Annotated in this window: 17 protein-coding genes; 12 read left to right on the forward strand and 5 right to left on the reverse strand. The window is 74.6% G+C overall.

Translation table 11 applies throughout. The annotated features are described in order from the left end of the window. Positions 1–346 precede the first annotated feature (346 nt). Positions 347–2,278 carry a copper resistance CopC/CopD family protein gene (locus tag ACIRBY_RS33390; RefSeq protein ID WP_403907790.1) on the forward strand — a complete coding sequence of 644 codons (1,932 nt, stop codon included), beginning with the start codon at positions 347–349 and terminating at the stop codon, positions 2,276–2,278. 312 nt (positions 2,279–2,590) lie between these two features. Here the strand turns inward: ACIRBY_RS33390 and ACIRBY_RS33395 are convergent, their stop codons facing one another. Continuing rightward, positions 2,591–3,598, reverse strand: coding sequence for an MASE1 domain-containing protein (locus tag ACIRBY_RS33395; RefSeq protein ID WP_403907792.1), 1,008 nt, complete (start codon positions 3,596–3,598; stop codon positions 2,591–2,593). 98 nt (positions 3,599–3,696) lie between these two features. Further along, a complete protein-coding gene (locus ACIRBY_RS33400) occupies positions 3,697–5,031 on the reverse strand; it encodes a PP2C family protein-serine/threonine phosphatase (RefSeq protein WP_403907794.1) in 1,335 nt (444 codons plus the stop codon). Positions 5,032–5,344: 313 nt separating this feature from the next. On the opposite strand from ACIRBY_RS33400, the gene ACIRBY_RS33405 reads away from it, so the two are divergent. Together ACIRBY_RS33405 and ACIRBY_RS33410 are read left to right on the forward strand one after the other, a co-directional pair. Continuing rightward, entirely contained in the window at positions 5,345–7,825 is a 2,481-nt protein-coding gene (locus ACIRBY_RS33405) for a SpoIIE family protein phosphatase (RefSeq protein ID WP_403907796.1), read from the forward strand. Between the two features lie 65 nt (positions 7,826–7,890). Next, positions 7,891–9,375 carry a CehA/McbA family metallohydrolase gene (locus ACIRBY_RS33410; RefSeq protein WP_403907798.1) on the forward strand — a complete coding sequence of 495 codons (1,485 nt, stop codon included), beginning with the start codon at positions 7,891–7,893 and terminating at the stop codon, positions 9,373–9,375. A 21-nt stretch (positions 9,376–9,396) separates the two neighbouring features. Here the strand turns inward: ACIRBY_RS33410 and ACIRBY_RS33415 are convergent, their stop codons facing one another. Then, on the reverse strand, positions 9,397–9,678 hold the full coding sequence (locus ACIRBY_RS33415) for a hypothetical protein (protein WP_403907800.1): 282 nt from the start codon (positions 9,676–9,678) through the stop codon (positions 9,397–9,399). A gap of 153 nt (positions 9,679–9,831) precedes the next feature. On the opposite strand from ACIRBY_RS33415, the gene ACIRBY_RS33420 reads away from it, so the two are divergent. The 9 genes from ACIRBY_RS33420 (at position 9,832) to ACIRBY_RS33460 (ending at position 18,511) form a co-directional block, all read left to right on the forward strand. Further along, entirely contained in the window at positions 9,832–10,782 is a 951-nt protein-coding gene (locus ACIRBY_RS33420; RefSeq protein ID WP_403907802.1) for a SagB/ThcOx family dehydrogenase, read from the forward strand. A gap of 3 nt (positions 10,783–10,785) precedes the next feature. Then, positions 10,786–11,874 carry a hypothetical protein gene (locus ACIRBY_RS33425; protein ID WP_403907804.1) on the forward strand — a complete coding sequence of 363 codons (1,089 nt, stop codon included), beginning with the start codon at positions 10,786–10,788 and terminating at the stop codon, positions 11,872–11,874. Further along, complete coding sequence (locus ACIRBY_RS33430; RefSeq protein WP_403907806.1) at positions 11,871–13,235, forward strand: YcaO-like family protein; 1,365 nt, start codon at positions 11,871–11,873, stop codon at positions 13,233–13,235. Before ACIRBY_RS33425 ends, ACIRBY_RS33430 begins: the two co-directional genes overlap by 4 nt. Next, positions 13,210–13,929: a type II CAAX prenyl endopeptidase Rce1 family protein gene (locus ACIRBY_RS33435; protein WP_403907808.1), complete on the forward strand. Its 720-nt coding sequence runs from the start codon at positions 13,210–13,212 to the stop codon at positions 13,927–13,929. Before ACIRBY_RS33430 ends, ACIRBY_RS33435 begins: the two co-directional genes overlap by 26 nt. Next, on the forward strand, positions 13,926–14,687 hold the full coding sequence (locus ACIRBY_RS33440; RefSeq protein ID WP_403907810.1) for a type II CAAX prenyl endopeptidase Rce1 family protein: 762 nt from the start codon (positions 13,926–13,928) through the stop codon (positions 14,685–14,687). The genes ACIRBY_RS33435 and ACIRBY_RS33440 overlap by 4 nt, the downstream gene beginning before the upstream one ends. Beyond that, positions 14,684–15,688: an ABC transporter ATP-binding protein gene (locus tag ACIRBY_RS33445; RefSeq protein WP_403907812.1), complete on the forward strand. Its 1,005-nt coding sequence runs from the start codon at positions 14,684–14,686 to the stop codon at positions 15,686–15,688. Before ACIRBY_RS33440 ends, ACIRBY_RS33445 begins: the two co-directional genes overlap by 4 nt. Before the next feature lies 1 nt (position 15,689). Next, on the forward strand, positions 15,690–16,439 hold the full coding sequence (locus ACIRBY_RS33450; RefSeq protein WP_403907814.1) for an ABC transporter permease: 750 nt from the start codon (positions 15,690–15,692) through the stop codon (positions 16,437–16,439). A gap of 2 nt (positions 16,440–16,441) precedes the next feature. Then, positions 16,442–17,248 carry a class I SAM-dependent methyltransferase gene (locus tag ACIRBY_RS33455; RefSeq protein WP_403907816.1) on the forward strand — a complete coding sequence of 269 codons (807 nt, stop codon included), beginning with the start codon at positions 16,442–16,444 and terminating at the stop codon, positions 17,246–17,248. Positions 17,249–17,341: 93 nt separating this feature from the next. Continuing rightward, positions 17,342–18,511, forward strand: coding sequence for a D-alanyl-D-alanine carboxypeptidase family protein (locus tag ACIRBY_RS33460; RefSeq protein WP_403907818.1), 1,170 nt, complete (start codon positions 17,342–17,344; stop codon positions 18,509–18,511). A 25-nt stretch (positions 18,512–18,536) separates the two neighbouring features. Here ACIRBY_RS33460 and ACIRBY_RS33465 read toward each other — a convergent pair whose 3' ends face one another. Beyond that, a complete protein-coding gene (locus tag ACIRBY_RS33465; protein ID WP_403907820.1) occupies positions 18,537–19,481 on the reverse strand; it encodes a 1-phosphofructokinase family hexose kinase in 945 nt (314 codons plus the stop codon). Positions 19,482–19,513: 32 nt separating this feature from the next. Further along, complete coding sequence (locus tag ACIRBY_RS33470) at positions 19,514–19,978, reverse strand: CBS domain-containing protein (RefSeq protein ID WP_403907822.1); 465 nt, start codon at positions 19,976–19,978, stop codon at positions 19,514–19,516. Positions 19,979–19,983 lie beyond the last annotated feature (5 nt).

Below are 19,983 nucleotides of genomic sequence, written 5' to 3' on the forward strand. Positions count from 1 at the left end.
TGGTGATTCGTTCGTCCGCCCCGTCGAATCCGCCGGTGTGCACGTCGGAGCCGGCGGCGGCGAGGCCGAAGGCGCGTACGCCGGTCAAGGACGGCATGCTCGCCGAGTACGGGGGCAACGCCGCCAGCCTGCCCGTGCCGGGATGCTCCCCGGCGCTCTTTGGCGGAAGTCGCTCAACAATCACCCCGGGTGAGTCGGCGCCGCTATCGTCCACATCTCCGTGTGCGCACCTGCCGTCTGCAGTCGTCCTGTGGCCGTAGCGGGACTGCGCCGTCCTGCGGCAGCCGCCGCCATGCCGAGTGCCGTGCGGCGGTGCCGCCGAAGCCGTATCGGAGGCCGCCCGCTCATGCGCCCAGTACCGCCGTCCACCCGGAAGGCGACGACCGTTCTGGCCCTGCTCGCCGCCGTCTTCGCCCTGATCGTCGCAGGGGCGGTCCCGGCGCTCGCGCACGCCGGCCTCAGCGGATCGGATCCCGCCGACGGCGCCGTGCTGAACGGGGCGCCGCGCCAGGTCACGCTGACCTTCACCGAGTCGGTGACCTTCCCCGAGGACTCGGTGAGAGTCCTGTCGCCGGAGAACCGGCGGATGAACCCCGAGCCGGCGCAGCACGCGGACGGCAAGGACAACACCGCTCGGGTGCGGTTGTCCGACGGGCCGGCCCGGGGCACCTACACGGTGGCCTGGCGGGTGGTCTCCGCGGACGGCCACCCCATCTCCGGCGCGTTCGTCTTCTCCGTCGGCAAGCCGTCCGAGACCGCCGCCGTGGTGCCTGACGACTCGCTGGACGACACCGCTGTCGGCCGCGCGTACGGGTTCTTCCGCTTCGTCGCCTACGGCGGGCTCGCGCTCCTCGTCGGCGCGGCCGCGTTCGTCGCGGTGTGCCGGCCCGTCGCCGGTGTGCTCCGTCCGGTGCGCAGGCTGCTGGCGACGGGGTGGGTCGTGTCGGTGGTGGCCACCGTGGCGCTCCTGCTGTTGCGCGGACCGTACGAGGCGGCCGGCCGGTTGGGCGAGGTGTCGGACCCCTCGCAGCTGGCCCGGACCGCGGTCGGGCGGCCCGGGGGTGCGCTCATCGTCCGGCTCGTCGTGCTGGCTGCGGCGGGGGTGTTGTTCAAGCGGCGCAGCGCAGGGCCGGGGGAGGGCCGTGTTCGCCGGGCCGGAGTGGGGCTCGCTCTGGCGCTGGCGTTCACCTGGGCCGCTGCCGAGCACGCTTCCGCCGGGGTCCAGGTGCCGCTGGCGGTTCCCGTCGCCGTGCTGCACCTGCTCGCCATGGGGGTCTGGCTGGGCGGCCTGATCACCTTGGCGACCGTCCTTCGCAAGCCCGGGCCCGGAGGCGGCACGGTGCCCGCCTCCGTCGTCGGGCGCTTCTCCGTGATGGCCTTCGCCGCCGTCGCCGTGCTGGTCGGCACGGGGGTCTACCAGTCGTGGCGGCAGGTCGGCTCCTGGGAGGCGCTGACCACCACCGCCTACGGAAGGACCCTCGTCGTGAAGGCCGCCGTCGTGGTGCTCCTCCTGTGGGCGGCGTCGTTCTCGCGCCGCTTCACCGCCCGCATGCTCCACCGGCCTGTTCCGGCCGCGCAGAGGTTCACGGCGCCCGAGCTGGTGGAGGCGGTGCTCGGTGCACCGGCTGTCCCGGCGGGCACGGCCCCGGGCAGGGCGTCCGGCGTACGCGGGGGAGGCCGGGAGGGCGACGCCCGGCCGCCGGAGGCCGCGGCCGAGGCCGGGCCCGAGGGTGAGGGCGAGGGTGAGGGCGAGGGCGGGGCGGAGGCGCAACGGCGCGGACTGCGCCGGACGGTCGCTGTCGAGGCCGTGCTCGGCGTCCTGGTCCTGGCGGTGTCCACCGTGCTCACCGGTACCCAGCCCAGCCGCGCCGCGGCCGAGAGCGCGGCGGCCGCTGCAGCGGCCGCGCAGGAGCCACAGGCACAGGTGGCCACGGTCCCCTTCGACATGGGAACGGCCGGCCACCAGGGAAGCGTGCAGGTCACCCTGGCACCGGGACGCGTCGGGGAGAACACGGTCGAGGCCGTCGTGTACAGCGCCGACGGCGGCCTCGCCACCGTTCCCGAACTGCGCCTGAGCCTCACCCAGGAGGCGCTGGGAATCGGCCCCGTCGACGCCGGACTCACCGACCGGAAGGGCTTCTGGGCCGCCTACGACCTACAGGTGCCCATGCCCGGCGAATGGAACCTGAACATCACGGTGCGCACGAGCGAGATCGACCAGGTCACCGTCCGGACAAGGGTCCGCATCACGCCGGTACGGGTGGGACCGGCGGCGTAGTCCACCGGCCGGCCCGGCTGCCGCGGCACGGGAGTGCAACGGCCGCTCCCAGATGCCAGGCTCCCGCTCGAACCGGCTCGGGACGACGCGTCCCGCGGCGGTCTGATCGGCCAACGCCTCCTCCAGCCGACTGCGTTCGGAGTCGGTGTCCAGCAGGGGCGGCCCGCGCGGCGAGGCGATGACGGCCAGAATGCGCAGCGGTGGCTTCACCTGCAGCGGCTCGGGCGTCCAGCGGGCGGGGACACGCCGGACGAGCGGCTCTTGACGGCACGGGTAGACGTCGGCTGGCCGGGTCGCCGGCCGTCGCGTCGGCTACTCGGTGCGTTCGCCGTCCGTATCCGTCACGTCCGCATCATCGGGGAGCCTGGCGTGGTGGCCGCCGGCGGTGGCCGTGGCCACCATGTCGGCCAGCAGACCGCAGGCCCGCGCGATCTCGTCCTGGGTCTGGTTGCGCTGGCTGACGGCGGCCGCGACCAGCAGCGCGGTCAGCGAGGAAGAACCGTTGAAGGCCTGCAGGGTGATCATGTTGGTGAGCAGGTCATGGCCGGCGAACGGGCCTGAGCCGCGGGCGGCGGCTGCGATGGCGAAGGTCGAAACGGACAGGGCGCAGAGCGCGGCCCCCGCCAGCTGGAAGCGGAAGGCCGCCCAGATCAGCAGCGGGAAGCCGAGGAACATGAGCGGCATGCCGCTGGTCTCGAGGAATCCGACGAAGACAGTGGCTGCCAGAAGCAACAGCCCCTCCGCCCAACGGGACGGCCGCGCGTCCTTCGGCCGGCGTGCGAAGCGGAGGACGAGCAGGACGGGCGTCACCACCAGGACGCCCATGGCGTCGCCCGTCCACCAGACCGACCACGTCGGCCAGAACTCCCCGGCGTTCAGTGCACCGGCGAGGGCCAGGGTCCCGGTGCCCACCGTCGCACTGATGAGCATCCCGGTGAGCGCACCGAGAAAGATCAGCCCCAGTGCATCCTGCAGACGGTCCAGTTCCGTACGGAACCCCGTACGGCGGAGCAGGGCGTACGAGCAGACGGGCGCGAGGGTGTTTCCCGCCACGATGGCGAGCACGGCCGGTATCGACGGGCCGAGCGCGACGTTGACCAGGAACGCGCCCAGCGCGATCCCGGGCCAGACCCGCGGACCGAGCACGAGCAGGCTCGCCAGGGCGATACCGGTCGGCGGCCACAGCGGGGTGACCTGGCCTCCCACCAGTTGCTGGATCAGCCCCAGGGTGGCGGAGCCGTAGTACAGCGCGGCAACGGCGCAGACCTCCAGGGCGGCCAGGCCGGCCTGCCGGAGCCGTTCAGGCCGCGCACCAGTCATCAGGCGACACCTCCGCATCGATATCGCCCCGATGTCCATCATCCGTCGGATCCTTCGGACCCTCCACGGGGCCGTCGGCCGGAAGCGGGACACGGGGATCAGGGGCGCGGGGTGCGCAGGGCGAGGATGGCCAGGTCGTCGTGGCCGTCGCTGGGGTGGTGATCGGCCAGAGCCCGGACGAACTCCTGGAGGGGCAGGGCGGCATACCCGGTGGCGAGCTCGGCGAGCCGGTCGAGCCGGTCGTCGATGGGGTGCTCGGGATGTTCGACCAGCCCGTCGGTGAAGAAGACCACGGTGGCGTCCGGCGGCAGGAAGCGGGAATGGTCGGGGCGGGGCCGCTCGGGGTCGACCCCGAGCGGTACCCCGGGCTCGGCGAAGAGGTACTCCGCCGGGCGCCCGGGCGTGATCAGCAGGGGTGGGACGTGGCCCGCGCTGCTCCAGTGGAGTCGCCAGCCCGGTTCCTCGGGTTCGAAGCGCGCCAGCGTCGTGGTGGTGACCGGGTTGCTCGTGATGGCGTGCAGGGTGCGGTCGAGCTGGGCGAGGACGGCGCTGGGCGGATTGCTCCGGTCGAAGAGCAGAGCCCGCAGCATGTTGCGGGTGCAGGCCATGGCGGCCGCGGCCTCCAGATCGTGACCGGCCACGTCGCCGATGACGACTGCCACGGTGTCGTCGGCCAGGGGGACGGCGTCGTACCAGTCACCGCCGAGTCGGCTGGGTTCGGCGGCGGGCCGGTAGACGGCGGCGGCGGTGAAGGGCCGCAGGTCGGGCAGGGTGGGAAGCAGGAGCCGTTGGAACTGCTCGGCTCCGTGGCGCACGCGTTCGAACAGGCGGACCTTCTCGATCGCGATGCCGGCGGCACTGGCCAGGGCGACGACGACGTTCTCGTCGTGGACGTCGAAGGGAAGGCCGTCGCGCCGCTCGGAGAGGTAGAGGTCGCCGTAGATCTCGCCGCGGACGCTGATGGCGACGCCGAGCAGGGTGTGCAGGAGCGGGTGGCCGGACGGGAACCCGGCGGACGACGGATGGGCCGAGATGCTGTCGACCCGCAGGGGTTCGGGGTGGTGGATCAGGTGCCCGAGGACACCCTGACCGCGGGGCAGACCGGTCTCGGCCAGAGCGGCGCGCTCCTGCTCGGACAGGCCGGCGGTGATGAACTGTTCCAAGTGCTCGCCGGACTCGCCGAGTACGCCCAGTGCTCCGTAGCGGGCGCCGACCAGGTCCATGGCGGTGGTCACGATGCGGTGCAGCACGTCGGGCAGCTCCACCTCCTGGCTGATGGAGACCACCGCATCCAGCAGGCCCTGCAGTCGGTCCATCGCGGCCAGCAGGGAGCGGAGTTGCTCGTCGATCCTGGCCAGCTCGGTGCGCAGACGCACGTGCAGGTCGGGAAGGTGCGGCTGCCCCGGGTGCTTCCCCTCGTCGTTTCCTGCCATCACGCGCGCTCGGTGTCGGGACTGCTCCACTTCCGCACCGACGTCCTCGGGTCCGCCCGCGGGACGGGACGGGTCCGCTCGTACGACCCCTCACCTGAGCGGTGCATTCCGGTCTCCTGACACGACCCTGATCATTCGAGACCACAGCGTGGCACGGCGGTACGGGCGGAACGGTCATTACTCCGAAGGCGGCATGCCACTTCGGGCCGCCCCGTCGGCGCGCCCGCCGCGGCGAGGGGGCGGGCGCCCCCTGCCGACGTACGGCGGCGCGGCGATACTGAAGGTGGGCCGAGCAGGTCGAAGGGTGGCAGCGATGGACGCACCGGCGCCGGGACCGGGTGAGGTGCCCGAGGACCCGTTCGCGCTGCACAACTCCGCCTCGGCGGTTCTGGACGACCGCGGCAGGGTCGTCGGCTGGAGCGAGCGCGCACAGGAGTACCTCGGCTACCCGCCCGACGAGGTGCTGGGCCGCTCGGCCTTGGAACTCCTGTTCGACCCTCGTGACCGTGAGACCGTCCGGGAGGCGGCGGCCGCGTGCGCGCGCGACCGCGGCTGGTCCGGCGTCCTGGCCGTCCTGCACCGCAGCGGGCGGCGGGTGGAGCTGGGCTTCCGCGCCCGCGCCGTCATCCGGGCCGGCCCGGCCCGCGAGTGGTTCGTCGTCGTCGCGCCGATGCGGGAGGTGCTCCAATGGGAGACGGACCGGTCGGTCCTGGACGGCCTGTTCCGGCGCTCCCCGATCGGCCTGTCCGTCCACGCCCCCGATCTGAGCATCCTGCGGATCAATAGGGCGCTGGCCCGGTTCACGCAGCTTTCCGCGGCGGAGATCCGGAGCCGGAGCATCGGTGACTTCCTCATCGGTCCGGACGTGGAGACCATCGAAACCCGGCTGCGACGGGTGCTGGAGACGGGTGCCCCCCTGATCTTCACCGAGCAGCCCTGCCGCCTGCGGAGTGACCCCGACCACGAGCGGGTGGTGTCGGTGTCGGCGTTCCGGATGGAGGACCCCTCCGGCGGGATCCTCGGAGTCACCCAACTGGTGGAGGACGTCACCGACCGCCACCGCGCCCGGCGGCGGCTCGCCCTGCTCAACCGGGCGAGCTCCCGCATCGGGACCACACTGGATCTCGGCCGGACCACCCGGGAGCTGGCCGACGCCGCCGTCCCCGACCTCGCGGACGCCGTCTCGGTGGATCTGCTGGAGTCCGTGGCCCGGGGCGAGGAGGCCGCCGAGGAGGTGAGCGGACGAGTCCGCCGCATGGCCGTCCACTCGGTCATGGCGGAGGCGCTGACGGTCATGCGCTCCGCCGGAGAGGTCTTCCGCTTCGACCCCCGTACTCCGCAAGCCAGGTGCCTCGCCGAACAGCAGCCCATCCTCGAACCCGTGCTCCGGAGCAGCCCCGGATGGTACTTCCAGGATCAGGAACGCACACGGCGCGCCCTCGGCCTGCACGCCCACTCGCTGATGGTCGTACCGCTGACGGCCCGCGGTCTGCTGCTCGGCCTGCTCAGCCTGTGGCGGGCCGAGCGGCCCGAGCCGTTCGAGGAGGACGACCTCACGCTCGCGGAGGAGTTCGCCGCGCGGGCCGCCCTGTGCATCGACAACGCCCGCCGCTACACCCAGCAGCATCAGGCCGCGTTGACCCTGCAGCGCAGCCTGCTGCCGCAGGCGTTGCCCGAATACAGTGCGGTGGAGGTCGCGCACCTCTACCTGCCGGCCGAACCCGCCACTGGCGTCGGCGGCGACTGGTTCGACGTCATCCCGCTCTCCGGAGCACGCGTCGCCCTCGTCGTCGGCGACGTCGTCGGCCACGGCCTGCACGCCGCGGCCACCATGGGCCGTCTGCGCACGGCCGTGCACACCCTGGCCGGCCTCGACTACGCTCCGGACGAGGTCCTCTCCCACCTGGACGACCTGGTCGACCGCCTGGCAGCCGAGCAGGAGCCCGCCGGCGGAGGCGCGCGGGGCCGGCAGATCGTCGGCGCGACATGCCTCTACGCGGTCTACGACCCCACCTCCCGGCGCTGCACCCTGGCACGGGCGGGGCACTTGCCCCCCGCCGTGGTGACCGCCGACGGCGCGGTGAGCCTGCCCGACCTTCCCGAGGGTCCGCCGCTGGGTCTCGGCGGACTCCCCTTCGAGTCCGCCGAATGGGAACTCGCCGAGGGGAGCGTGCTGGCGCTGTACACGAACGGCCTGGTCGAGGCGCGGGGCCTCGACCTCGACGAGGGACTCGAACGGCTGCGCGCAGCCCTGTCCCGGCCCGGCCGCTCGCTGGGGGAGACCTGCACGGCGGTGCAGGACGCCATGCTGCCGGATCACCCACCGGATGACGTGGCGCTGCTCCTCGCCCGCACCCGCGTGCTGGCTCCGGAGCAGATCGCCTCCTGGGAACTGCCCGCAGAGCCGACCGCCGCCGCCCGGGCACGGCACCTGACGGAGGCCACCCTGACCGGGTGGGGCCTGGGGGAGCTGGCCTTCACGGCCGAACTGGTCGTCAGCGAACTCGTCACCAACGCCTACCGGTACGGCGGCGGCACGCCGGTGACGCTGCGGTTCATCCGCGACCGCAGCCTGATCTGCGAGGTTTCCGACAGCAGCAGCACCGCTCCGCACCTACGACGCGCGCGCACCACCGACGAGGGCGGGCGCGGCCTCTTCCTGGTGGCCCAGCTCACCGAACGATGGGGCACCCGCTACACCCGGGACGGCAAGACCGTCTGGACGGAGTTCCCCCTCGCCGCACCGCCGGAGGGGCACCCGGCCGCTGCGGCGCACCCTGCGTTCGGCGGGTGACCGTGCCCCGACCGGATGCCGGGGTGTTCACGCCGGATTCATCTCCCCCCGGGAATCTGGGCCCCATGGCCCTCAGTAGACGAGCACTACTGGCACAGGCAGCCGCTTCGGCCACCGCCGTCGCCGCCCCCTCCCCCTCGCCCGCCGTCGCCGCCGCCGGTGAACCCGAGCCGACCGCGACCACGACCGTGCGCGGCACGATCCCGCCCGGTGCCCCGGACTTCGCGTACGTGCCGGTGGACGTCCCGCCGGGCGTGCGCGAGTTGCGCGTCTCCTACCGCTACGACAAGCCGGCCACCCCGCCGGGCACCGCGGGCAACGCCCTGGACATCGGCCTGTTCGACCAGCGCGGTACCGCGCTCGGCGGCCACGGCTTCCGCGGCTGGTCCGGCGGGGCCCGCAGCGAGTTCTTCCTCCGCGCGGACGAAGCCACCCCCGGCTACCTGCCGGGACCGCTGGAGCACGGCCGCTGGTACCTGGCCCTCGGCCCCTACACCGTGGCCCCGCAGGGCCTGTCCTACGAGATCACCGTCACCTTCGTGCACGGCGCACCGGCACCCGCCGCGCCCGTGGCCTACCCGCCCCGGCGCATACCCGGGCGCGGCCGGGCGTGGTACCGCGGGGACTGCCACATCCACTCCGTGCACTCCGACGGCCGCCGCACCCCCACCGAGATCACCGCCCTCGCGCGCGCCGCCGGCCTGGACTTCATCAACACCTCCGAGCACAACACCCACAGCTCCCACACCGCCTGGGCGGGCGCCGCCACCGCCGGCCTGCTCGTCCTCACCGGCGAGGAGGTCACCACGCGCACCGGACACGTCCTCGCCGTGGGCACCGACCCGGGCACCTTCATCGACTGGCGCTACCGGTCCCGGGACGGCCGCTTCGCGCGCTTCGCCCGCGCCGTCCGGCGGGCGGGCGGCCTCGTCGTCCCCGCGCATCCGCACGCCACCTGCGTCGGCTGCGCCTGGAAGTCCGGCTTCGGCGAGGCCGACGCCGTCGAAGTGTGGAACGGCCCCTGGACCGCCGACGACGAGGTGTCCCTGGCCTCCTGGGACGCCACGCTGTCCGGCGCGACCGGTGACCGGTGGCTGCCCGCCCTGGCGCACAGCGACTACCACCGCGACCCCGACCGGATCGGCGGACCCCAGACCGTCGTGCTCGCCGACGACCTGTCCCGCGAGGCGATCCTCGCGGGGCTGCGCGCCGGACGCGCCTACGGCGCCGAATCCTGCGCCGTCTCCGTGGACTTCACCGCCGTCACCGGCCGGGGAGCCCACGCGGGCATCGGGGAGACGCTGGCGGCGTCCGCCCCGGACGCGGAGGTCCTCGTACGGCTGTCGGTGACCGGAGCGGACGGATGCGAGCTGCGCCTGGTCACGGACCAGGGCCTGGTGCACACCGCTCCCGCGGCGACGCCTCTGGAATGGCGCACGACACCCGCCCGGACCGCCTACGTCCGCGCGGAGGTCCGCCACCCGGCCCAGGCGCCGCCCCTCCCCGGCCCGCCGGCCGCCCTCACCAATCCGATCTGGCTGCGGCCCTGACGCCATGCCGGTGAGGGGCAGTCAATTCCGTGTCAGATGAAGCGAGTTGGGGCCGCGTCCGGCAGCTTCTCGCCACCCCCGGACGCTGCTACGCTCCAGGCGGCCAGCGCTCAGGGCCTGTTCTTCGCGTCCTCGATTGGAGGTGAGGGAAACAATGTTGAGCTTCTCCGGCCAGGTCGGCAGCACCGCCACCGGCGGTGCGTTCGTCCAGGTGGCACCGGGAGCCAGCACCACCTGTGGTGGCGGGAACTGCTGCTGCAGCTCGTGCTGCAGCTGGTAGCCGTCCCCGTCGAGCGGGGTCACCGGCCCCGCTCGACGTCCGCGCCTCCCCGCGCGCGGGCCGTCCGCCGCCACGTCCTCGGCGGCCGCATCCCGCGGAGCCGTCGTCCCGCAGGGTCCCGTAGCAAGGCCCCGTCGCAAGGCCCGTCGCACCCCCCCGTCGATCGAAAGGCCGAGATGTCACTGAAGGACTCGCAGGAAGCCGTCTCCGACCACCTGGAACGCAACGCCCACATGGCGACGGTGGCGGCCTTCGGCCAGCAGCACACCTCCGTGTCGATGTACAGCGCGACGACGGTGGTGCGGGCGCCGGAGTCGGTGGTACGGGGCCGATGGAGTCCGGCCGTGCACGGCTTCGTGGGGGAGGAGTTACTGCTCAACCACCGTCGCGGCGGGCGCGACCTCGGAATGCAGCTGGGGGTGTCGAGGTTCTACGGCCACGACGCCGTCCTGTCCACCGCGCACAACGACCTCCAGGAGCGGGCGGACGGGGCGATCGCCCTGCCCCCGCACCGCCGGCTGCGCAGCGGCCTGACGGACACGGTCGCCACCCGGCGCAGCGGCCGCGGGTTCTCCGGGAAGCCCGTGTCGCTGGAGGAGCTGGCCACGGTGCTGTGGCACGCGCAGGGGGTGTCGGGCAGCCTGCCGGTGCCGACGGCCCAGGACGGCGACGCCGCCGTGGCGCTGCGCAACGCGCCCTCGGGCGGCGGGCTGTACCCGGTCCGGCTGGCGGTGCTCGCCCAGCACGTGAAGGGCCTCGCCCCCGGGGCGTACGCCTACCAGCCGCACGGCCACACCCTCGTCCCGTACGGGACGCCACCGCAGCCGGTGGAGCTGGGCCGGCAGCTGCAGACGACGGACGTCGACGCCGGCCGGGTCGCGCTGGCCCTGGTGTACGTCTACGACCTGTACGCCAACTCGCAGAAGTACGGCGACAGCGGGCTGGTCTTCGCGCTGATCGAGGTCGGCGGGATCTCGCAGAACGTGCACCTGGCCCGGACCTCGCTGGGCCTGATCGGCTGCGACCAGGGCGGGTACGACAAGCAGGGGCTGGAACGGACCCTCGGGTGCGACGGCACGTCGCGCCACGTGGTCCACCTGACGCTCCTCGGCCACGGGGAGGCCTGAGCCATGGCCCTTGCGCCCTCCGATGCGAGAGTCCTCCTGGCGACCTCGGTCCGGCTGCTGGCGGTGGAGCCGGGGGTCATCCGGCTGCGCTGGGGGATCTGGAACTTCTCCGAGGTCAACGTGGACCTGCGGGCCGAGTCGCCCGCGGTCCGGTCCGCGATGACCGGGCTGTTCGAGACCCTGGCGGCGGGCAAGGCCGCCGACGGGACGTTCGCGGACGCCGCGGGCCTGACGCCCGTCGAGCGGGCCAACCTGCAACTGGCGGTCAACGAGCTGCGGCAGGCCGGCTTCCTCGCGTACGACCGACCCTCCGAGCGCGGCGGGGACATGGCCCGGGCGCTGCTCGGCAACCTGGACCTGTACGGGGCCACAGAGTCGGCCGGGGCGACGGTCGCTTTCGCGGCGGACTCGCCCAGCGCCGCCGCGTACGTGGCCGGCCAGGCCGAGGCCCTGGGCCTGCCGCTGGAGCCGCTGCCGGCGGACTTCCTGGACGGGCTGCACGCCGCCGACCTGACCTCCGGAACCGGGGGCCTGGCCGCGGCGGACGCGCTGAAGCGGCTGAGCGCCACCGTGGAGCACTGCGACGCACTGGTGGTCCACCTCGGGCAGGCCTCGATCCTGGCCCTGCGCGGCCTCAACCGCCTCGCCTGCCACCTGGAGAAGCCGGTGGTGGTCGGTCTGGTCGACGGCCCGTTCGCGACCGTCGTGGGCGCGGACAGTCCGCGCACCGGCTGCCTGGAGTGTTTCGAACAGCGCTCGCTGGCCCGGCTGGAGGACCACATCGGCTACCACACCATGGTGGCGGCCACGGCGCCCGGCGGCGCGGGGCGGGCGAACGGCGTGGAGTCCCTGATCTGCGCCCACCTGGTCAACGAGGCGGTGCTGCTGCGCTCGCTCGGCACCTCGCGCTTCCTGGGCCGGGCGCTGAGCATCTACCTGCCCACGTACGAGATCCAGGCGCAGGACGTGCTGCGCATCGGGACCTGCCCGGCGTGCGGACACGTCGCCCGGGACGTCGTCCGTGAGATCAACTTCAGCAGCCGGGTGATCGTCGACCGGCACGTGCGCGAGGCGCTCGGAGGGGGCCGATGAGCGGCATACCCGTCCTGGCCCACCCCGGAATGGGCGCGGCACTCGCCCGCTACGGGCGGATCGGCGGCAACCAGGGCGGGATCCTGCCCGGCATGCTGGTCTCGGTCGCCGCCGTGGAGGGCGAACCGTACCTGCGCTCGGCCACGGCGGCGATGCCGCAGTACCACCGGCTGGCGCTGGACGACCCGCACATGCAGATGCAGTACCACCTGGCCGGCTACGGCTCGACCCACGAGGAGGCGGTGACCCGGCTCACCGGCGAGGCGGTGGAGCGCTACGCGGCGATCATGGCGATGCCGCTGTTCGCGGACCGGATCGAGTACGCCTCCTACCGTTCGCTGTCCTCCCGGCACCGGTGCCTGCCGCCGGAACTGCTGGGCGTCTTCGATGCCGAACAGCAACGACAGCTCGCCCGGATGATGCACCGGTACGCGCCGGAGCTGCCGACCGGGGACGACGTGATCGCGTGGATCGCCTGCCCGTCGCTCACCCGGCCCGGGGAGGAGGTGTACCTGCCGGCGCAGCTGGTCTTCCTCGGCTTCCGGAGCGATCCGGGCGCGGCCGACAAGCTGTTCACCCCGTCCTTCTCGACCGGGACCGCGGCCCACGTGTCGCTCGACAAGGCGCTGCTCGGCGCGCTCGTCGAGGCCGTGCAGATCGACGCCTTCGTCCTCAACTGGTACACCGGGGCCACGGCGCCGCGGATCGACCTGGACGAGGACGGCCGCGAGCTGCTCGCGGCGGCCGGGCTCGCCCCGGACGGGCCGTACGAGGTGCGGGCGAGCCTGCTGACCCGGCCGGAGCTGCCGCTGCCGAACATCGGGGTGACCCTGGTGCGCCGGGACGGGAAGCTGCCCTACATCGCCTTCGGGCTCCAGGCCGACCCGGACCCGCGGCGGGCGCTGCTGCGCGGCGCGGCGGAGGCGACCGCGATCCTCGGGATCGGCATGTTCAGTACCGTCTTCGACCTGCCCAACGTGCACTTCGCGCAGACGGGTTCGGCCTACACCGACCTGGACACGAACGTGCTGTGGTTCGCCGCCCCCGGGGACGCGGAGCGCAAGCTCGGCGCGGTGGAGAGCCGCGTCGACGGGCGGATCGGCTTCGCCGGACTGCCGGGCTACGCCGCCGACGACACGACGGCGATCCGCCGGCTGCTGGCGGACCTCGCCGGGGTCAGCGAGTACGCGGGCTATCTGGACTTCACCCCGCCGGAGCTGGCCGACACCCCGTGGCGGGTGGTCCGGGCGGTCGTCCCGGAGCTGCTGAGCATGTGCCTGCCCGGGTTCCCGCCGAAGGGCCATCCCCGGATGCGAGAGCACGGGGGCGTGACCCATGTGGTCCCACACCCGCTCCCTTGAGCTGCTGGTCCTGGCGGCCACCGTCGCCCCCGCCGAACTCATCCGCGTCGCCACGGCGTTCGGCCCCGCGGCGAAGGCGGGCGCGGACCGGGACCGGGCCGCCCGCCGCGGGCTGCTGGGCGCCCCCGCCGCCTACCTGGTGGTGACCGCGGCGGCCCTCGCCGTCGCCGCCGACGGCGGGTTCGTCCCGGACACCCTGACCGGCAGGCTGCCCGGCGCGCTCTGGCTGCCGGCCGCCGTGGCGGTCGGCGCGGCCCTGGTCGGCGCGGAGTTCGCCCTCGGCGCGGTGCCGCGGCTGCTGGACGGTACGGGCCGGCCGCGGCTCGCCGTCCACCGCGGCGGCGGCGCGGTGGACGGCGGGTACGCGGCGGCCGTCATGGCCACCGCGGCCGCCGAGGAACTGCTGTACCGGGGCCTGTGGATCGGCGTCCTGCACGAGGGCCTGCGCCTGCCGGCCGGGGCCGCCGTCGCGGCGGCCGCCGTGGCCTACGCGGTGGGACACCTGTTCTTCGGCGGGCTCGCGGTGGCGCAGAAGACACTGTCCGGGGCGGTCTTCGGACTGCTCATGGCGGGGTCGGGCAGCCTGGCCGTGCCGCTGGTGGCGCACCTCGCGCAGAACGGGGTGGTCTTCGCCCTGGCCGTCCGCCAGGAGCGCGGAGCCCGCCCGGCCGCCGGACCGGAGGCGGTCGGATGAGCGTGCCCGCCTTCACCGCGCTCACCACCGCCGTGGTCGCCGTCTGGCTGGCCCTGTACCGGCTGCCGTTCGACGATCCGGCACGCCGGCGGCGGACGGCACTGTGGCTCGCCGGCCGGACGGGACTGCGCCCGGAGGCGGCCTTCGCCGTGTTCGGCACCCTCGTGTACCTGGCGCTGGGCGCCCTGGCCCTGGCGGTGCTGCTGGCGTCCACGCCGCTCGACTTCCACCGGCTGTTCGCCGTCCCCGCGCCCGGGACGGCGCTCGTCCTGCTGCTGGCCGTCCTCGGCACCTCCAGCGCCACCGTCCTGTGCGTGTCGCTGCTCTACCGGGCCGACCCGCGGGCGGACGTCCCCGGCGAGATCGCCCGCATCCAGTGGATCGCCTCGATCCTCGCCCTGCCCCGGCACTACCGGTGGATCGTCCCGGCGACCGCCGCGCTGTTCGAGGAGGTGCTCTTCCGCGGGGCGGTCCTGCTCGGGCTCGGGGCACTGGGCTGCGGCCCCGCCTTCGCCCTGGCGTTCAGCACCTGCCTGTTCGCGGCCGGGCAGGTCGCCCTGGTCTCCACCCGCACCCAGGCGTACGTGCTGGGCGCCTCCAGCCTCGTCCTCGGCGCGGTCGGCGGCCTGCTGACCACCGCCACCGGCGGCGTGCTGCCCGCCCTGGTGCTGCACATGTCCTTCGCCGGCTTCTACACCCACCTCAGCGCCTCCGCGACCCCCGGAGCGCGCACGGCCCCCGGGAGGCTCAGCCTGTGACCACCGACCAGCCGTCCGCCGACCCGGCCACGCCCGCGCCTGCGCCGCCTCCCGACCCGGACGGCGACGCCGTCGTGCACGCCGACCGGCTGACCGTCGCCTACGGCTCCTTCACCGCCGTCCACGACGTCTCGTTCCGGATCCGCCCCGGGGAGGTGTTCGGGCTCATCGGGCCGAACGGGGCGGGCAAGACCTCGGTCGTCGAAGCGGTCGGCGGCCTGCGGCCCGTCCGCAGCGGCACGGTCACGGTGTGCGGCCACGACCCCCGCCGCGACCGCGACGCGGTCACCCGGCTGCTCGGCATGCAGCTCCAGGAGTCCCAGTTCCCCAGCCGGGCCCGGGTGGGCGAGCTGTGCGACCTCTACGAGGCCGTCTACCGGGCACCCGGCTCCGCGGCCGCGCTGCTGGAGACCTTCGGCCTCGCCGACCGCCGCCGCAGCATGATCTCCGACCTCTCCGGCGGCATGCGCCAGCGGCTGGCCCTGGCCCTCGCCCAGATCGGCGACGTCCGCCTGGTCGTCCTCGACGAACTCACCACCGGCCTCGACCCGCACCAGCGCCGCGAGACCTGGCGCTCGGTCCTCGACCTCGCCGCGCGCGGCGTCGCGGTGCTGCTCACCTCGCACGCCATGGACGAGGTCGAGGCGCTCTGCGGCCGGGTGGGCGTCCTGCGCGCCGGGCGGCTCGTCGCGCTCGACACCCCGGCGCGGCTGACCGAGGCGCACGCGGGCCCGTCCACCTTCGCCGTCGACCTCGGGGCCCCGGGCCCCGGCCGGCCCGCCGACATCGAGGAGCGGCTCGACGGCCTCGGGCTGACCCGGCTGCCCGGCGCACCGCACCGGCCGGAGTTCGCCGGAAGCCACCCCGCCGACTACGACCGCCTCGTGGGCCTGCTGGCGCACGCCGGACTCCCGCCGTCGGCGGTGAGCCGTCGCACCCCCGGCTTCGAGGACGCCTATCTGCGGCTGGTCGGCGACACCGCCGCGAAGGAAGGGGCCTGAGATGTCGACGCTGTGGCCGATCGTACGGTTCGAGTGGCGGCGGATGCGGCGGAACTTCGCCCCGGTCTTCTTCGCCCTCGCCTTCCCGGTGCTGATGCTCTGCATGTTCGGCGGGATCTACGGCAACGAGCCGTCCGCGCAGTTCGGCGGCCGCGGGACGGTGGACATGTCGGTGCCCGCCTACCTGGTCCTGGTCGTCGCCGTCACCGGGCTGATGAGCTTCCCGCTCGGCCTCGCCGAGTACCGCGACCGCAAGGTCCTCAAGCGCTTCCGCGCGACGCCGGTCGACGCGTCCGCCTTCCTCGTCGCCCAGGGCCTGGTGAACCTCGCGCTGACCCTGCTCGGAGCCCTGCTGCTGGTCGCCGCCGGGTACCTGTTCTTCGACCTCCACCTGCCGGCCACCCCCGCGGCGGCGGCCGCGACGGTCGGGGCCCTGCTGCTGTGCGCCCTCGCCATGTACGCGCTCGGGGGAGTGGTGGCGGCGGTCGCCCGGTCCGAGCGGTCGGCGGTGGCCATCGCCAACCTGGTCTACTTCCCCATGATCTTCCTGTCGGGGGCGACCATCCCCCTGCAGATCTTCCCGGACGCGATGAAGACCATCAGCGCCGCACTGCCGGCGACCTACGCGGTCGAGCTGCTCCAGCACGCCTGGCTGGACGGCGCCGCCGACGTCGCCCTCGACCTGGGCGTCCTCGCCGGCGTGGTCGTCCTGGGGACGGCGGCCGCCGCCCGCCTGTTCCGGTGGGAGTAGCGGTGCCGGCCGCCCACCCGCCGCCCGCCGGGGAGGTGCCCGACACCGCCTACCTCACCGCGCTGGCCCGGGCCCGCGCGACGGCCGAGCCGCACGGCGTGCTGCGCGACCCCTTCGCCGACCGCTTCGCCCGCCACTGCCCCGACTCCGTCGCCCGCGTCACCCGGCACACCGCGGGGACCTCCGTCGTCATCGCCCGCACCCTCCTGATCGACCGCCTGCTGTCCGGGCTGTTGCGGGAGGGCCCCTGGGACGTCTGCGTCAACCTCGGCGCCGGGTTCGACGCCCGGACCCACCGCCTGGACTGGCCCGGCTCCTGCCGGGTGGTCGAGGTCGACTGCGCCCCCGTCCTCGACCTCAAGGACCGCCTGCTGCCCGCCGCGACGGCACCCGTCCCGGTGGAACGACTGCGCTGCGACCTGCGCGACCCCACCGCCCTCGCCGGGCTCCTGCGGCCCCGCACGGCGGGCCGCAGGACCCTCCTGCTGGCCGAGGGGCTGCTCACCTACCTCACCGAGGGCCAGGTCCGCGCCCTCGCGGGCGCGGCGGCCGACACGACCGGTGCCGGCGGCGCGTGGATCTGCGACGTCCTCTCCCCGGCCTCCGCACGCACCCTCACCGCCGCCGCCCGCGCCGCCGGAACGGCCCTGACCCTGCACGGCCTCCCCGACCTCGGCGCCTTCGAGCACGCGGGCTGGCGCTGCGAGCGCCTCGAACCCCTGCCCACGGCCCGTCCGCCCAGCCGGGCCGCCGGCACGGCCCGGCTGCCCGACGGCGTCCTGCACCTGAGGCGGGCCGACGCCGTCTGACGGTCCGTCGCCGCGCGCCGGCGGGAGGGCGCCACTACGCCGGTCGGCCGAAGTCCGGCTGCCGACGCGCTCCAGTCTCCCTACCGTGACCGGATGACCCTCAGTCCGTCAGTGCGCAGGCTCCTGTCCCGGGCGGCCGTCCTGGCCGCCGGTGCGAGCGTCGTCCTCGGGCCGCCGCCCGCCGGTGCGGCGGCCCGGGCCGAGCCCGCCCCGCCGCGGGCGCAGGCCCCGCCGGATCCGGCCCTGCTGCACCGCCCCGGGGTCCACCTGCGGCCCCGCCAGGGCGCCCCCGACCTGCCCGACGACCTCTCCGCCCTGTCCTGGCTGGTGGCCGATGCCGGCAGCGGTGAGGTGCTCGCCGCCCACAACGCCCACCTGGGCCTGCCCCCCGCCAGCACCATGAAGACCCTCTTCGCCCTCACGGCCCTGCCCCGGCTGCCGCGCAACGGCATCCACACCGTCACCGACGCCGAACTCGACGACGTCGGCGAGGGCAGCAGCCTGGTCGGCCTCGACGCCGGCCGCACGTACCGGATCGCGGACCTGTGGCGGGGCGTCTTCCTCAGCTCCGGCAACGACGCCGTCCACGTCCTCGCCGCCATGAACGGGGGCTGGTCGCAGACGGCGGCCCAGATGCAGGCCCGGGCCCGCGCCCTGGGGGCCGCCGACACCCATGTCGTCTCCCCGGACGGCTACGACGCGGAAGGCCAGGTGTCCTCCGCCTACGACCTCGCCGTCTTCGGCCGCGCCGGGCTCACCGACCCCGACTTCGCCCGCTATGCGGCCCTCGCCGACGCCCCGTTCCCCGGGGACACGGACGCCGAGGGCCGGCCCACCTGGACGTACGGCATCGAGAACACCAACCGGCTGCTGACCGGCGAGGACGGCGTGGGCCGCTACCCGGGCATCATCGGCGTCAAGAACGGCTACACCTCCGACGCCGGGTACACCCTGGTCACGGCGGCACGGCGCGACGGCCGCACCCTCCTGGCCACCGTCATGAACCCCCAGCGGGGCGGCGCCTTCGCGGTGTACGAGGAGACCCGGGCCCTGCTGGACTGGGGATTCGCCGCCGCCGGACGGGTGGACCCGGTCGGATCGCTCCGGCCACCGCCGGTCAGGCCCGTGCGGACCGCCGGGCCGCCGGTCGCCGCCCCCAGGCCCCCCGCGCCGTCCCGCACCGGCTACGGGTGGCCGGCGGCCGCCCTCCTCGCGGTCCTGGCCGCGGCCGCGGCGGGCCTGTACCGGTTCCGGCGCCGCTGAGTCCGCCCGCCGGGGGCGCGCCGGCTCACGCGCCCCGGTGCCGTGCGCCCGTCCGGAGCCTGGTCCTCACCAGGGGGCGCAGGGACCGGGCCACGTCCACGTCGAAGGACTCCGTGCTGGGGGTCAGCATCGCCGCGGCGGCGGTGGCCACCCCCAGCGCGCAGGCGCCGACCGGATCCTCCCCGGCGATCAGCCCGGTGACCAGGGCGGCGACCATGCTGTCCCCCGCCCCGGCGTCGCTCAGGGGCTCGCCCGGCAGCGGCGGCGCGTAGAGCTCGGTGTGGCCCCGGCCGGTCGAGCAGAGCGCGCCCAGCGCTCCGAGGGTGGTGACGGCGACCTCCGCGGCCCCGGTGGAGAGCAGCCGCTCGTTCAGCGCCTCGGCGTCGTCGAAGCCGATGACGGGCCGGTCGGCCAGGCTCTCGGCCTCCGTCCGGTTGCACCTGAGCAGGAACACCCCGTGCGCCAGCGCTCCGCGCAGCGCCGGTCCGGAGGTGTCCAGGACCAGCCGGGACCCGGCCCCCTCGACGCGGCGGGCGACGGCCCCGTAGAAGTCGTCGGGCAGGCCGCCGGGCAGACTCCCGCTGGCCACGACGTACGGGCACCCGGCGGCGGCCCGCTCCAGCACGTCCAGGCACCGCCGCGCCTCGCGTTCGTCCAGGCGCGGGCCGGGCGGCACGACGTGGTAGCTGCGGCGCGGTCCGGCCTCGAAGAGCACGAGTGCCTCGCGGGTGTCGCCGCCGATGCCGACGGCGACGTGGTCGACGCCCTCTTCGTCCAGCAGCCGGTTCAGGCGAAGGCCGACCTCGCCTCCGGCGGTGTGGACGGCGGTGGCCCGTCCGCCGAACCGCACGACGTGGCGGGCGACGTTGATCCCTCCGCCCCCGGCGGCCACCGACCTGACCCGGGCGCGGTTCTTGCCGACCTCCTCCAGGTGCCCGACCTCCCAGCAGAGGTCGACGGTGGGACTCATCGTCAGGGTGAGGACCGTAGCCCCGGCCGCCTTCATCGCACGGCCCCCGTGGAGGGGAGCACGTCCGGCCGGGGGCCGACGGGCTCCTCGAGGACGCTGCACGAGACCGGGCCGAGCAGGTCCGCCACCCGGCGGAAGACGTCCATCAGCAGGTCGTCCACCGTCAGCATGCCCACCAGGCGCTGCCCGTCGAGGACGGGGAGGCGCCGCAGGCCGCTGGTGCGGAACGTCCGGTAGGCGGCGTGGATGTCGTCGGCCCCGTCGATCGTCACGGCCGGGGTGCTCATGACCTCCCGTACCGGCTCGTCGCGGTCGAGTCCCGGGGCCATGGCACGGACCGCGATGTCGCGGTCGGTGACGACGCCGAGCAGGGCCTCGCCCTCCGTCACGACCAGGCAGCCGACGCCCCGGGCGTCCATCACCCGGGCCGCCTCGCCGATGGTCGTCGTGGCGGTCACGGACACCGCGGGCGCGGACATGGACGCGGACACGTTCATCGTCC

Origin of the sequence: Streptomyces sp. NPDC096136 (assembly GCF_044763325.1) — a bacterium.
In the GTDB taxonomy this organism is placed as follows: Bacteria; Actinomycetota; Actinomycetes; order Streptomycetales; family Streptomycetaceae; genus Streptomyces.

What these genes read in the sequence shown, in the direction of transcription:
- ACIRBY_RS33460 (WP_403907818.1), top strand. Translation starts at nt 17,342, where the DNA reads ATGACCCTCAGTCCGTCAGTGCGCAGGCTCCTGTCCCGGGCGGCCGTC.
- ACIRBY_RS33390 (WP_403907790.1), top strand. Translation starts at nt 347, where the DNA reads ATGCGCCCAGTACCGCCGTCCACCCGGAAGGCGACGACCGTTCTGGCC.
- ACIRBY_RS33435 (WP_403907808.1), top strand. Translation starts at nt 13,210, where the DNA reads ATGTGGTCCCACACCCGCTCCCTTGAGCTGCTGGTCCTGGCGGCCACC.
- ACIRBY_RS33400 (WP_403907794.1), bottom strand. Translation starts at nt 5,031, where the DNA reads ATGGCAGGAAACGACGAGGGGAAGCACCCGGGGCAGCCGCACCTTCCC.
- ACIRBY_RS33425 (WP_403907804.1), top strand. Translation starts at nt 10,786, where the DNA reads ATGGCCCTTGCGCCCTCCGATGCGAGAGTCCTCCTGGCGACCTCGGTC.
- ACIRBY_RS33405 (WP_403907796.1), top strand. Translation starts at nt 5,345, where the DNA reads ATGGACGCACCGGCGCCGGGACCGGGTGAGGTGCCCGAGGACCCGTTC.
- ACIRBY_RS33410 (WP_403907798.1), top strand. Translation starts at nt 7,891, where the DNA reads ATGGCCCTCAGTAGACGAGCACTACTGGCACAGGCAGCCGCTTCGGCC.
- ACIRBY_RS33465 (WP_403907820.1), bottom strand. Translation starts at nt 19,481, where the DNA reads ATGAGTCCCACCGTCGACCTCTGCTGGGAGGTCGGGCACCTGGAGGAG.
- ACIRBY_RS33470 (WP_403907822.1), bottom strand. Translation starts at nt 19,978, where the DNA reads ATGAACGTGTCCGCGTCCATGTCCGCGCCCGCGGTGTCCGTGACCGCC.
- ACIRBY_RS33430 (WP_403907806.1), top strand. Translation starts at nt 11,871, where the DNA reads ATGAGCGGCATACCCGTCCTGGCCCACCCCGGAATGGGCGCGGCACTC.
- ACIRBY_RS33450 (WP_403907814.1), top strand. Translation starts at nt 15,690, where the DNA reads ATGTCGACGCTGTGGCCGATCGTACGGTTCGAGTGGCGGCGGATGCGG.
- ACIRBY_RS33395 (WP_403907792.1), bottom strand. Translation starts at nt 3,598, where the DNA reads ATGACTGGTGCGCGGCCTGAACGGCTCCGGCAGGCCGGCCTGGCCGCC.
- ACIRBY_RS33420 (WP_403907802.1), top strand. Translation starts at nt 9,832, where the DNA reads ATGTCACTGAAGGACTCGCAGGAAGCCGTCTCCGACCACCTGGAACGC.
- ACIRBY_RS33440 (WP_403907810.1), top strand. Translation starts at nt 13,926, where the DNA reads ATGAGCGTGCCCGCCTTCACCGCGCTCACCACCGCCGTGGTCGCCGTC.